Origin of the sequence: Microcoleus sp. EPA2, from assembly GCA_020882975.1 — a bacterium.
Lineage (GTDB): Bacteria > Cyanobacteriota > Cyanobacteriia > Cyanobacteriales > Microcoleaceae > Microcoleus.
This window is the reverse complement of the sequence record JAHRFD010000016.1, coordinates 71,848-86,530: the sequence shown is the minus strand read 5'-3', so window position 1 is coordinate 86,530 and position 14,683 is coordinate 71,848. Positions and strand designations below refer to the sequence as shown.

Here is a 14,683-nt window from a genome sequence, read left to right as displayed (position 1 = left end):
GAAATTGTAGATTTACCCATGCCCGTTGCGAAGGAGTGCATCAGCCAAATTTCGCGTCGATTTTTGCCCTCGTTAAGTCAGAGAACGTTCGTCATATCAAATCCGGTAGCATCGTCCTGTATTCATCTCTCTTATCTCCCTCTGTGTTCTGGAGCGTTCTAGGTCCGGTTAAATCACCTGACGATGCAACCGGAAACAATATCAATTGTGGGGACAATCACCAATAAAACTGCTCGCGATCGCTCTTCATCTCTCAAGTACCATATATAACAATAAAGTCTACTTTCTGTGTGGGATCGCCCCGCAGCTCAAACACCAGGAAAAAATAGCACGTTCAACACCAAACCATCACCCTCGGACCAAGCGCTCATCATGGATAACTCCCTAGAAATCACCAACCTAAATTGGCAAAGCCCACCACCTTCTGTATCGCCAAATCAGCTTCAATTGTGGCAGCACCTTTGGGAAGAAGTGAGTTATGGGATTTGGGTCCTGGATGTTTTGGATCAAGGCCAAGAGTTTCGGTACGCAGCCTTTAATCCGGCGATCGCCCGCACTAGCCCGATCCCTGTCGAGCAATTGCTGGGCCAGACTGTCACCGAAGCCCTCCCGGAAGCGATGGCGAAAGTTTACCACCACCGCTATAGTCAGTGCGTGCGATCGGGGAAATCCATTTGCTTTGAGGAACGCTTTTGCCACAGTGAAGAGGAAGTTTGGTGGCGGCTGACAGTTAGCCCGCTGCGAAACCCTTGTCAGCAGATCGATAGGCTGGTGGTGACGGCGATCGATATTAGCGAATTCTACTGTGTCGATGGTGATTTGGGCGATCGCACAACGACCCAAACAGCTTTGCGCGAAAGCCAGCAGCAGTTACAGCTTGCTCTCCGTGTTGCGAAAATGGGGGTTTGGTATTGGGAGGTGGCAACGAATTTGATTACTTGGACTGCGGAAGCGGAGAGGGTTTTTGGGTTAGAAGCGGGTACTTTTGGGGGTTCGCTGTCGGCTTTTTTGGAGAGGCTGCATCCCGATGAGTTAGAACCTGTGAATCGGGCTCTCCAACGAGCTCTAGATGGGGAAGAGGTTTATCAAATTGAGTACCGAACTATTTTCCCAGATGGCACGATTCACTGGATTGAGGCTCAGGGGGATGTGTTGCGAGATTCAGGGGGGCTGCCTATTTCTATGATAGGTGTGGTGAGAGATGTTAGCGATCGCAAACGGGATCAAAAAGAGCAGGCTCGCTTATTATCAATTTTGGAAGCTACTTCGGATTTTGTGGGTACTGCTGACTCCAAGGGCCAGGTGCTTTATATGAATCGGGCCGCCAGAGAGATGGTGGGGCTGCCGCCAGAGGAAGCCATCGCGCACAGAAGCTTGAGTGACAACCATCCAGCATGGGTGAATCAGCTCATGTTCGGTGAAGCTTTACCGGAAACAATGCGATCGGGTAGCTGGCTGGGCGAGACAGCTATCTTAGGGAAAGATGGGCGGGAAGTTCCTGTTTCCCAACTGATTTTGGCCCATCGCTCGCCAGCGGGAGAACTTGAGTATTTCTCAACGATTGCACGGGATATTAGCGATCGCAAACAACAAGAAAATGCCCTACGCTTCATTGTTGAAGGGACTGTTTCTCAGACAGGTGGTGAGTTTTTCCGCGCTTGCGTAGAGCATCTGGCTGAAATTTGCCAAGTCAAGTATGCCTTCATTACGGAACTGGTAGATCGGACTTTTAGTAAGTTGAGAATGTTAGCACTCTGGACGGGGGAGGGGTTTGCGGAACCTTATGAATTTGACTTGGCAGGAACGCCCTGTGGCGTGGTGTTTCGGGAAACCTGGGGCGTTTTTCCCGATCGACTTATGGCGCGGTTTCCTGATGCCGATAGGCTGGCTACTTTGGGTTCTGAAAGTTATCTGGGTGTTGCGATCGTGGATTCCCACGGTAGGGCAATGGGTAATCTGGGAATTCTCGATACTAAGCCGCTGACGGGCAATCTGAGTGTTGCTAAGTCTATTTTGCAGCTTTTTGCAGCGCGGGTGGGGGCGGAAATGGAGCGTCATGCTGTGGAGCTCAAACTTCAGGAGCAAGAGCAGTTTCTGAGAACTGTTTATGAAGGTGCAAATCAGCCGATATTTGCGATCGATGTTTTGCCGGATAATCAGTTTCGCTATGTGGGTTGGAATGCTGCGGCCGAAGCAGCATCGGGTATGCGCAGTCAGGATATTAGCGGCAAAACTCCCGAAGAAATTTATGGTGTGGAAGCTGGTGCTTTAGAGCGTCAACGCTTGGAAAAATGTTTGGCTTCAGAAAGGTCGGGCAGTTATGAAGAATGTCTCGTGTTTGAGGGGCAAAAGTCTTGGTGGGTGACTACTCACAATCCGGTTAAAGATAGTAATGGTAAGATTTATCGGTTGATTGGGACTACTTTTGATATCAGTCATCGCAAGGTTACTGAAGCGGCTCTGAGGGACTATGCTAACCGCCAAACTTTGCTAAATCAGTTGGTTAGTCAGATTCACAATTCCCTGGATTTGGATGCGGTAATTGCTACGACTATTCAGTCGATTCGAGATTTTATGGACATTGATAAGTGTGCTTTTGCTTGGTACAATTCAGACCCTGAATCTCCTATCTGGGAAGTGATTGAAGAAGCTCGACTCCCAGATATTGCTAGCGGTATAGGGTCTTATTCTCCTACTTTTGTTGGGCCTGTTGACCAATTGCTGCTCGACATGGAAATTATCCGTATTGACGATGTGGCACTGTATGAAGAAGAGGTGCACCGGGGGTTTCTGAATACTCTTAATTGTCAGTCAGAAATTCTGCTACCAGTCCGCACTCATTCGCAGCGGATGGGGGTGATTATCTGCTTGCATCACTGTCAGGTTCGTCCTTGGACGGATAGTGAAGTGGAACTGTTGAAGGCTGTCAGCGATCAATTGGCGATCGCGATCGATCAAGCGGAGTTGTATGCGGAAAGTCGCGCTAAAAGTCAGGATCTGCAACAAGCTCTGAAGGAACTGCAACGCACTCAATCTCAAATGGTGCAAGCTGAGAAGATGTCTAGTTTAGGCCAGTTGGTTGCGGGAATTGCTCATGAAATTAACAATCCAGTGAACTTTATTCACGGTAATGTAGTCCATGCAAGAGACTATACCCAAGATTTGCTGGATTTGCTGGCTTTGTACCAAGCAGAATACCCTCAACCGAGCGATGCGATCGCGGCGAAACTAGAAACCATGGACTTGAATTTTCTCTGCCTAGATTTACGCAAGTTGTTTAGTTCCATGAAGGTGGGAACGGAACGCATCCGCCAAATTGTCAAGTCCCTCCGTTTGTTTTCTCGCCTGGATGAATCGGAATTCAAGCCCGTTGATATTCACGATGGCCTTGAGAGTACGTTAATGATTTTGCAAAACCGCCTCAAGGCTAAACCGGGGCGTACTGAAATTCAAATTGTCAAAAATTATGGCAATTTACCTGAAGTCGAGTGCTTTGCTGGACAATTGAATCAGGTATTCATGAATATTCTTACCAATGCGATCGATGCCTTGGAAGAACGAGACGAGGGGCGATCGCTCGCTGAGCAACAACAAGACCCCAGTACCATCTGTATCATAACAAGGATGAAATTACCTAACCATGTTTATATCCAAATTATCGATAACGGCATCGGCATTCCATCACCTATCAAAGAAAAGATTTTCGATCCATTTTTCACAACCAAACCAGTTGGCCAAGGCACGGGAATGGGGATGTCAATTAGTTACCAAATCATTATTGAAAAACACAAAGGCACCCTACAGTGCTTTTCCCACCCGGAAACCGGCACAGAATTTGCGATCCAAATTCCCATCTTGCAGCACCCTAGAGACAGCTATAATTAGCCAGTCGTCTTAAAAAAGTAGACATTTGTTCTAGCTAACTTGGTCTTGGATGCAACAGCTATCACTAATATCCCAGGGTAGGGTGGGTCAGATTAGCGTTTTTAAAAAAAATTGAGGGATTCTGCAACATAGTCACTTTCCGCAACTGTAACAGTCAAAGAATTAAATTTTAACAAACCTGCTTAAAATTGAGGGCGACCGCTATGAAAAATGATTCTAATTTCCGTTCTCTCCTCCCTAAATATGAATTAATAGAAAGAGTTTACAAGGGTTATAAAAGCGAAGTTTATCGAGGTTTGAGACGGGCAGATAGACAACCAGTTGTGATTAAAATATTACGACAAGAATACCCCACCTTCAGCGACTTATTGCACTTCCGCAACCAATATACCATCGGCCAAAATCTCGCAATAGTCGGCATTGTTCGTCCCTTGTGTTTAGAAAACTATCAGCACAGTTATGCCTTAGTTATGGAAGATTTTGGGGGCATTTCTCTGCGAGAATATGTCAAATTTTATCCCTTGGAGTTGGCAGAGTTTTTGACCGTAGCTGTGGAACTTGCGGACATCCTCCATTATCTTTATCAAAACCATGTCATCCACAAAGATATCAAACCAGCCAACATCCTGATTAATCCAGAAACTAAACAAGTCAAACTGATTGATTTTAGCATTGCATCCCTACTATCCAAAGAAATTTCTGAAATTAAAAATTCCCTAGTTTTGGAAGGAACAATTGCTTATATTTCTCCCGAACAAACTGGCAGAATGAATCGAGGCATAGACTACCGTAGCGATCTGTATTCTTTGGGAGTAACATTCTTTGAACTACTCGCTGGACACTTACCGTTTATTTCCGACGATTTCATGGAATTGGTACATTGTCATATTGCCAAAAATCCTCCACCATTAGGTGCTAGCGAGCAGATTCCTGCTGTGTTGTCCGATCTGGTGATGAAATTGATGGCAAAAAATGCCGAAGATCGTTATCAAAGTGCTTTGGGATTAAAGTATGACTTACAAAAGTGTCTCAAACAATGGCAAGAAACCGGGAAAATAGAGCAATTTGAACTGGGACAACGAGATATCTGCGATCGCTTCATTATTCCCGAAAAACTCTACGGGCGGGAAACCGAAGTTCAACAACTCTTAGAAGCCTTTGAAAGAGTCGCTAACCCCACTACCAAAAAAGAAGGAAGGGGAGTGGAACTTATGTTAGTGGCTGGTTTTTCTGGAATTGGCAAAACAGCCGTCATCAACGAAGTTCATAAACCCATAGTTCGGCAACGGGGCTATTTCATCAAAGGAAAATTCGACCAATTCAATCGCAACATACCCTTTAGTGCTTTTGTGCAAGCTTTTCGTAACTTAATGGGGCAACTGCTATCTGAATCAGATGCTCAAATTCCTGTCTGGAAAACCAAGATCCAGTCAGCATTAGGTGACAGTGCACAAGTCATTATTGATGTTATTCCCGAACTGGAAAGTATAATTGGCAAACAGCCATCAGTCCCAGAATTATCAGGAGTAGCCTCCCAAAACCGCTTTCATGTTTTATTTCATAATTTTTTGTCTTTATTCAGCACTAAAGACCATCCATTAGTAATCTTTTTGGATGACTTACAGTGGGTAGATTCCGCTTCACTAGATTTGATGAAACTCCTGATGAGTGAGTCTAAGAGTGGGTCTCTATTACTTATAGGAGCTTATCGAGACAATGAAGTTTCCCTAGCTCATCCTTTGATGTTGACCATAAATGAAATCAGTAAAACAGGGGCAACCATTAATACCATTACCTTAGCACCCCTCAGTCACCGTAGCTTGAATCAACTCGTGGCAGATACGCTGAATTGTAATCCTCATGCAGCCCAACCACTCACAGAACTACTCGCCCAAAAAACCAAAGGAAATCCGTTTTTTACTACCCAATTTTTTAAGGCATTATATCAGGATGGATTGATTACTTTTAACTCAAAAGCTGGATATTGGGAGTGCGACATCATCAAAGTCCGGGAGCAAGCATTGACAGAGGACGTAGTGGAGTTCATGGCACAACAGTTACAAAAGTTGTCCCCAGAAACCCAAGCCGTTTTAAAGCTAGCTGCTTGTATTGGCAATCAGTTCGATTTGAATACACTGGCGATCGTTTCCGAACAATCTGAAACTGCCACCGCGATCGCACTTTGGAAAGCACTGGAAGAAGGGCTAATTCTCCCCACCAGCGAAATGTACAAATTCTATCTGGATGACAGTCACTTTGTGCGGAACGCGGAACCTTCTACACTCATCTACAAATTCTTACACGATCGCGTCCAACAAGCCGCTTACTCTCTGATTCCTGAAGCACAAAAACAAATAACTCACCTCAAAATTGGGCAACTGTTGCTGAATCATGCATCCGGGGAAGAACAGGAAGCAAAACTGTTTGAAATTGTCAATCAACTGAATATCGGCAAAAGCCTGATCGCTGAGCCATCTGAGCAAACCCAACTCGCCCAACTCAATCTCCAAGCTACACAAAAAGCGCGATCGGCGACAGCATACACCGCCGGATTTCAGTATGCCACCACAGGCATCAGCTTGCTAGCTGTGGATCGGTGGACAGCTCAATACCAACTCACCCGACTACTTTACGAAGCTGCGACTGAAACTGCCTATCTCAGTGGTAACACAGAACAGGTAGCAGCATTCATACCAGTTATCTTAGAACACGCTAGAACCATTTTTGATACAGTCAAAGTTTATGAAATTCAAATTCAAGCAGCTCAAGCTCAACATAATTTTCTAGAAGCTGTACAGATTGCCATCAAGATTTTAGAGCCTCTGGGAACCAGTTTTCCACAGCAACCCAGCCAATCAGACATTGCACAAGCATTCGACATCACTAATTCCCTACTGGATGGAAGGCAACCACCAGACTTGATGGTCTTGCCTGAGATGACCGAACCGCATAAACTAGCTGCTATGCGCATTCTCTCAGGTGTTTCCGCTTCTGCCTTTGTGGCTGCTCCAGCACTTTTGCCATTTATTATCTTGGAGCAAGTGAATTTGTCGCTTCAATACGGCAATACCTCATTTTCTACTAAAGGCTATGCCTACTACGGACTGATGCTTTGTGGTGTGGCGGGAGATATTGATACTGGCTATCAGTTTGGACAACTGGCAATAGCGTTGCTGGAACAGCTTAATGCTAAAGAGCAGAAAGCTGCCACCTATGTCGGAGTTAATTGTAGTGTATTACATTGGAAAGAACCACTGCGGAATACTTTACCGTATTTTCGGGAAGGCTATCAAAGCGGGCTGGAAACGGGAGACTTAGAATCAGCTACAATTTGTGCATTTGGTTACGTCATGCACTCTTGGTTGGCGGGTGCAGAGCTGGGCGATCTTGGTCGGGAAAGTGCTGCTTTCAGCGTTCAACTCACTCAACTTAATCAAGCAGGTCTTTTGAGTCATTTAACCATTTTTCAGCAAGCAATTGTGAATTTAATGGGCGATTGCTCTGAACCATGGCAACTGAGAGGAAATGCCTTCAATCAAGAGCAAACATTGCCAGAAATTTACAAAGCCGGCGACCAAACTGCTCTTTGCTATTTCCATATTAGCAAACTGCTTCTGTGTTATCTGTTTGGCAAGTTCGAGCTGGCAGTAACAGTGGCGATCGCAGCGGAAAACCATCTCAGTGGTGCCACAGGACTGTTCGTAGTTCCCATCTTTCACACCTATGACTCTCTCGCCCACTTAGCTATATATTCCCACGTCTCGGAACTCGAACAACTACAAATTCTGCAACGAGTCACCCATAACCAAGAAAAGATGAAAAAGTGGGCGGATCATGCTCCGGTAAATCATCTGCACAAGTTTGATTTGGTGGAAGCAGAGCGGTATCGCATTCTGGGACAAAAGTTAGAGGCGATCGAATATTACGATCGCGCGATCGCCCTGGCAAAAGAACACCAATTTCTCAACGAAGAAGCCCTAGCCAACGAACTCTGCGCTAAATTTTACCTTGAATGGGGCAAGGAAAAAGTCGCCCAAACTTACATGACAGAAGCTTACTACTGCTACGCCCGCTGGGGAGCCAAAGCCAAAGTAGAAAACTTAGAAACCTGCTATCCCGAACTGCTCCAGCAGATATTATTGCAATCAACCCAAACCAGCTTGAATCTCCTAGCAACCCTCACCAGTATTAATCACTCATCAACCCAAGCCTCCAGCAGCAGCATTTCCGATACACTAGACTTTGCATCGGTGATCCAAGCCGCCCAAACCCTCTCCAGCGAAATCCAACTCAACGAACTGCTCAAACAACTAACTCAAATCATTCTGCAAAACGCCGGCGCTGACAAATGCGTATTAATCCTACCCCTAGACAAAATCTGGGTAGTGAGGGCCATATCAACCATTGAAGCTACAGAACTCTGCTCAGAAGCTTTGGAAAACAGCCCTGACGTTCCCATCCAACTGATTCAATATGTCCGGCGGACACAATCAGTCGTGGTTATCAATAACCTAGAAACCGATCTACCCGTCATTGACAACTACCTGATCCAATACCAGCCCAAAAGCATCCTCTGCTTGCCAATTCTCAACCAAGGAAACCTAGTCGGAATCCTTTACCTGAAAAATCAAAAAACCAAGGGCGTATTCACCAGATCGCGCCTGATGGTGATCGAGTTCCTCTGCACCCAAGCGGCTATTTCCTTAGAAAATGCGCGACTCTATCACCAGTCTCAAGCCTATGCCCAAGAGCTGGAACACTCTCAGCTCCAAGTTATCCAAAGCGAAAAAATGTCTGCCTTGGGCAATTTGGTAGCCGGTGTCGCCCACGAAATCAACAATCCAATTGGCTTCCTCGGCGGCAACATTCAACCAGCCCTCGATTACGTCCGTGACTTGTTTAGCATCATAGATCTTTACCAACAAAAGTATCCCGAACGGGATCTGGATATGGAAGCAGAAATTGACAACCTAGACCTTGACTACATTCGACAGGACTTACCCAAGCTGCTCGGTTCCATGCACGAAGGTGTGAAGCGAATTCGGGATATTAGCACCAGCTTGCGAACTTTCTCCCGTGCAGACACCGATCGCCCTGTGGCGTGCAATATTCATGATGGCATCGACAGCACTATCATGATTCTCAAGCATCGTCTCAAAGCTTCGGAAACTCGCCCTGAAATTCAAGTGATTAAAAATTACGGTATTTTGCCCCAAGTAGAATGCTATGTCGGTCAGTTAAATCAGGTGTTTATGAATTTGTTGGCTAATGCGATCGATGCGCTCGATGAGAGCAATCAAGGGCGGGCTTATGAGGAGATTCGATCTCGACCTAACCAAATCAGAATCACCACCGAATTATCAGCAGATCGACAAGCATTAATTCGCATTCAAGACAATGGTAAAGGGATGACTGAAGAGGTAAAACAAAAAATATTTGACCATTTATTTACTACGAAAGCGGTGGGTAAAGGTACAGGATTGGGATTAGCGATCGCCCGTCAAATTGTGGGGGAAAAGCATGGTGGAAAAATTACCGTTAATTCAGATCCTATGGAGGGTACAGAGTTTACGATCGCTATTCCTGTCACATCCTAACAGCTTTGTCAATAGTCAATAGTCAGTAGTGATGCCTAGCCCTGGGACCCTTCTACCCTTGGACGAAGCTGAGCCTCGTCATATCAATTTCTCTCTTCATCGTCCTGTATTCATTTCTCTGGGTTCTCTCTGTGTTCTCTGTGTTCTCTGCGGTTAAATCACCTGACGATCTAGCCGGAAACGATATCACTTATAATAACCGGCAGTTAAGGCGCTGTGGTCATTGCTCCTGGTCAGGACAAGGGAGGGGGGCAGCACTTCGCCGATCCAAGCGCATTGTCAACAATCAACCATCAAATCAGATAGTTACCAGAATTTATAGAATACTTTCCCTTAGTCCTGTTAGCAAAAAATATCGGATAAAATAGTTCTTAGCCATCGATCCTCTTAGCGATCGCACTTTGTATAATGCGATTGCTAAGAGTATTGATAGCTCTGCTCATGATATCATAAGACGGTGGAAGAGCAAAATAAAAATCTCAAATCAATCCCGATGGTAACTTAACTGCCACAAGTTTTTTCAAAAATTGCTTAAAAGTGAATATTTTCTGTGAATGACAAGCCCTGGGTGCTGTAGCTTTTTTAAAAATTCACTAAATAAAGACTTGAGCAATCGCCTTAGTTCCTGATTTTCATCACTTGTTGTAGGTCTAAAAAAACATGAAATTAGTCCCGCTCAAATTCCAGTCAATCGTCATGAGCCTATTTATCCTAACCCTGGCATCTACCATGTTGCTACATGGATGTGTCGGGAAACAGAACCTATCCCTTAAATCCTTGCGAGTCGGGATGAATAATTGGCCTGGATACGCGATCGCCCTCTATGCCAAAGAAGCAGGCATCTTTAAAAAGCGGGGACTCAACGTAGAATTAGTTCGATTCAACAACCAGCAAGATAACATTCGCGCCAGCCTTCGCGGGTCCCTAGATGCCAGCTTTGTACCGCTGTGGGAGGCCATGCAGGTAGATCCGGGGAACGATCGCCCAGCTTATTTGATGGCGGTAGATATTTCCTTCGGTTCCGATGGCATTGTCGCTGGACCAAAGGTGAAATCGATCGCGGATTTGCGGGGGAAAACTGTAGGAGCTAAGCTGGGAACAGTCACTCATTTGATTTTGTTAGAAGCTTTGAAATCCCAGAATCTGCAACCAAGCGACATCAAAATCAAAGACATTTCCAATGACGCAGCAGTCCAACAGCTCAAGGAAGGTCAAATCGATGCAGCAGTCGTTTGGGAACCAGTATTAAGTCAAACAGCCACAGCCATTAAAGGAAAAATTATTTTTACTACTAAAGATGTAGATAGTCTCGTCATTGATGGTTTAGCCACTCGCAGCAGCTTTGTAGCCCAACATGAAGCAGAATTAACCCAATTCATCCTAGCATGGTTCGATACAATTCATGCAGTAGAAACCAAACCCAACGAAGTCTTTGAGAGTGTAGCTCGGCAATTAGGACAAACCAAAGAGTCCTTTATGCAAGATTATTCAGGACTCAAAAAAGGAGATATTGCCATGAATAAACGGATGTTTGAGGGTCGTTTGGACTCGGCAAAACAGCAAATTATTCAGTTGCTTAAAGCCGATTCTCGCCATCGTCAAATCATCCGGGAAGATATTGATATTAACGATCGGCCGCTTAAGGCTGCCATTGAGCTATGGAAACCTTGAAGTCTACAATCTTGCTCAAGCGGCGCAGTCTCCAGAGGCAGTTGCTTGGTAGTCTTGGTGTGTCTCTTGTCGCCGTCGGGATAACTACACTGGGAGTCAACTATCAACTGACTCGGACTAATTTAGAAAAACAAGTGGAACAGCGAGCTTCGTCGATTAATCAAGGTTTGCAGTTTGCTACTGAGGGGTTAATTGAGCTTGACAATACGAGTGCTTTGCAGCGGGTGGTTCAAAATTATGCTACTTTGCCCGCGGTGGTGGAAATTGCGATCGTCCGTCCCAATGGCACGGTGATGGCTCATAGTTCTGGGTTTATCCCCAGTCGTCCCTATGGGGCAATTCATCCAGAGTTGGCAGTTGTGATGGAGAAGGCTGCTAGCACTGGGGTGGAAACTAGCGATCGCCTCCAAGTGCAAGACAAGGCTGTGCTGGTGGGTTTTTTGCCTTTTAGCAGCACGTTATTTAAAGCTAGTGGCAGACGAGGATTGGCAATTGTGATGCTGGATGCTGAGCAGATGGAGCGAGGTATTTGGCAAACTCTTCTGGCATCAATGTTGGTTTTTATGGCTGGTATTGGGGCGATACTAGCCCTCACGGGAGTTTTGATTCGCCTCTTGGTTTTGCAACCGATCGATCGCTTGCGTCAAGCCGTAATCCTCAGTGAGGAAACGGGGAACTTTGCCCTCCCGCCGTCTATGTCTAGTAATGAAATTGGTTTCCTGGCTGCTACTTTTAATCGGATTTTTAAGCAAAATTTAGATTTACTCGAACAAGCTCGTCAGCAGGCTATTGTTTTGTCTCAAGCTAAAAACGCGGCTGATAGCGCTAGTCAGGCTAAGAGTGATTTTCTAGCCAATATGAGTCATGAATTGCGAACTCCCCTCAACGGCATCCTGGGCTATGCCCAAATCCTCCACCGCAGCGAACCTCTGACTGAGCGAGGGAGTAAGGGGGTTGGGATTATTTATCAATGCGGTTCTCATCTCCTGACTCTAATTAATGATGTTCTGGATCTTTCTAAAATTGAGGCTCGCAAAATGGATATTCGCCCTGGCGATTTTCATTTGCCTTCTTTTCTGGAGGGGATTGCGGAAATTTGTCGGATTCGGGCAGAACAAAAGGGTATTGATTTTATTTACAAGCCTGGTGAATTGCCCCTGGGGGTGCGAGCAGATGAGCAGCGGTTGCGTCAAGTTTTGATTAATCTGTTGGGTAATGCTATTAAGTTTACCGATCGAGGTTGTGTCACTTTCACGGTGAATATTGAGTCGGCTCAGACACCGGGTTGCTTTCTGGCTCGGTTCGTAATTCAAGATACGGGTGTGGGCATGGCGACAGACCATTTACAGCAAATTTTTCTGCCTTTTGAGCAAGTTGGTAGTAGTAAAAAACAGTCAGAAGGGACGGGATTAGGACTATCAATTAGCCAAAAAATTGTCGAATTAATGGGCAGTCATCTTCAAGTAAAAAGCGAGCTTGGTGCTGGCAGTACCTTTTGGTTTGAAGTTGAGCTAACTGAGGCGGCAGAGTGGGCGATCGCTGCTCGCAAAAATATCCACGGAAATATCATCGCCTATCAGGGGGAAAGGCGCAAGATATTAATTGTGGATGACCGATGGGAAAATCGGGCTGTGATTGTGAATTTGCTGGAGCCGATCGGCTTTACAATGATCGAAGCCTGTGACGGGAAAGAAGGCTTGGCGCAACTTGTCCACAGCCCAGATTTAGTCATCACTGATATTGCGATGCCGATTCTTAATGGCTTTGAGATGCTCAAACATCTGCGCCAAAATCCAGCTTACGAAACCTTGCCTGTGATTGTATCTTCCGCCAGCGTGTTTGAGCTAGACCAGGACAAAAGCATCGCCGCCGGAGGTAACAGCTTTTTGGCCAAGCCAGTCCAGGCGGAAATCCTGCTAGACAAATTGCAAGCACTGCTCAAACTCGAATGGATTTATGAATCTGCCAACCCTAATTGGAATCAAACAGTCTCTGAAAGTCCCCCAGTAATAGTTCCACCGGCGATCGAAATCCTAAAACATTTAGCTCAATTGATAGAAGAAGGAGACCTTTTCAAAGTCGAGGAAGAGTGTCATAGTTTGGCTCAGTCTCAGCCTGAGTGTGCTCTTTTTGCTGAAGCTGTAATTAAACTGGCAGAAAGTTTCCAAGCTAAAAAATTAATGGCATTCATTCAAGAGTATCTGGAGGCGGCATCATGAGTGGTGGATTTATTTTGGTTGTGGATGACAATCCTACCAATCTGGCAGTAATTTCCCAAGCACTCCGCAGTGTGGGCTGGCAAGTCCGCATTGCCATAGATGGCGAAGATGCCCTCAGCAAAGTAGCACAAAATCCGCCGGAGCTGATCTTGCTGGATGTACAGATGCCTGGAATCGATGGCTTTGAGGTTTGTCTGCGACTCAAGGCTAATCCGAAGACTGCTGATATTCCAATTATTTTTATGACGGCCCTTTCTGATACTACTAGCAAGGTGAAGGGGTTATCTCTGGGGGCGGTGGATTACATCACTAAGCCTTTTGAGCAGCAGGAAACTATTGCCCGCGTGCGCGTCCACCTCCAACTGCGTCATCTGACTCAAACTCTGGAGCAGCAGGTGCAGGAGCGCACGAGCCAACTGAGTCTGGCTCTGGATGAACTCCAGCGTTCTCATCTGCAAGTTATTCAAAGCGAAAAAATGTCGGCCCTAGGCAATTTGGTGGCTGGGGTGGCTCATGAAATCAATAATCCGATTGGCTGCATTGTGGGTAATGTAGGTGCGGTAAATGATTATTTTGCGGTTTTGTTTGGCATCATTGAGCTCTATGGCCAGAGGTTGCCCCATCCCGATCCTGAGATGTTGATGGCGTTAGAGAGGGTTGATTTGGACTATGTGCGCCAAGATTTGCCGAAGCTGGTGAAGGCGATGAAGGAGGGTGGCGATCGCATTAAGGCCATCAGCCAGAGTCTGCGTACTTTTTCTCGTGCAGATACCGATCGCCCTTTGCCCTATAACATTCATGATGGCATCGACAGTACGCTGATGATTCTTCAACATCGTCTCAAGGCTAATGAGTTGCGTCCCGAAATTCCTGTAGTCACTAACTATGGGGATTTGCCGTTGGTGGAGTGCTATGCGGGGCAGTTGAATCAGGTGTTTATGAATCTGTTGGCTAATGCCATCGATGCGATCGATGAGAGCAATCAAGAGCGAACTTACGAGGAGATTGAAGCTCGGCCTAGGCAAATTGTGATCACTACGGAGTTATCGGGCGATCGAGAAGCAGTGATTCGGATTAAGGATGGGGGTAAAGGAATGACTGAAGAAGTGAAACAAAGAATATTTGAACATTTATTTACTACGAAGGGGGTGGGGAAAGGTACGGGGTTGGGATTAGCGATCGCCCGTCAAATTATCGTTGAAAAACATGGTGGTAAACTTACTGTTAATTCAGTGCCTGACCACGGTACAGAGTTTGCGATCGCCATTCCTATCAAATCATAAAATAAAATAGAATAAAATAGAAGCCAAG

At 45.7% G+C, this 14,683-nt stretch carries 5 protein-coding genes; all 5 read left to right on the top strand.

The genetic code is table 11. The features are described from left to right. Positions 1 to 372: 372 nt before the first annotated feature. The 5 genes from AAFP14_RS15765 (at position 373) to AAFP14_RS15745 (ending at position 14,655) form a co-directional block, all read left to right on the top strand. Positions 373 to 3,885, top strand: coding sequence for a PAS domain S-box protein (locus AAFP14_RS15765; RefSeq protein ID WP_341733197.1), 3,513 nt, complete (start codon positions 373 to 375; stop codon positions 3,883 to 3,885). A 203-nt stretch (positions 3,886 to 4,088) separates the two neighbouring features. Beyond that, on the top strand, positions 4,089 to 9,482 hold the full coding sequence (locus AAFP14_RS15760; protein ID WP_341733196.1) for a trifunctional serine/threonine-protein kinase/ATP-binding protein/sensor histidine kinase: 5,394 nt from the start codon (positions 4,089 to 4,091) through the stop codon (positions 9,480 to 9,482). Positions 9,483 to 10,142: 660 nt separating this feature from the next. Continuing rightward, positions 10,143 to 11,153, top strand: coding sequence for an ABC transporter substrate-binding protein (locus AAFP14_RS15755; protein ID WP_341733195.1), 1,011 nt, complete (start codon positions 10,143 to 10,145; stop codon positions 11,151 to 11,153). Then, a complete protein-coding gene (locus tag AAFP14_RS15750) occupies positions 11,141 to 13,372 on the top strand; it encodes a hybrid sensor histidine kinase/response regulator (protein ID WP_341733194.1) in 2,232 nt (743 codons plus the stop codon). Before AAFP14_RS15755 ends, AAFP14_RS15750 begins: the two co-directional genes overlap by 13 nt. Then, a complete protein-coding gene (locus tag AAFP14_RS15745; protein WP_341733193.1) occupies positions 13,369 to 14,655 on the top strand; it encodes a sensor histidine kinase in 1,287 nt (428 codons plus the stop codon). Before AAFP14_RS15750 ends, AAFP14_RS15745 begins: the two co-directional genes overlap by 4 nt. Positions 14,656 to 14,683 lie beyond the last annotated feature (28 nt).

What these genes read in the sequence shown, in the direction of transcription:
- AAFP14_RS15765 (WP_341733197.1), top strand. Translation starts at nt 373, where the DNA reads ATGGATAACTCCCTAGAAATCACCAACCTAAATTGGCAAAGCCCACCA.
- AAFP14_RS15760 (WP_341733196.1), top strand. Translation starts at nt 4,089, where the DNA reads ATGAAAAATGATTCTAATTTCCGTTCTCTCCTCCCTAAATATGAATTA.
- AAFP14_RS15755 (WP_341733195.1), top strand. Translation starts at nt 10,143, where the DNA reads ATGAAATTAGTCCCGCTCAAATTCCAGTCAATCGTCATGAGCCTATTT.
- AAFP14_RS15750 (WP_341733194.1), top strand. Translation starts at nt 11,141, where the DNA reads ATGGAAACCTTGAAGTCTACAATCTTGCTCAAGCGGCGCAGTCTCCAG.
- AAFP14_RS15745 (WP_341733193.1), top strand. Translation starts at nt 13,369, where the DNA reads ATGAGTGGTGGATTTATTTTGGTTGTGGATGACAATCCTACCAATCTG.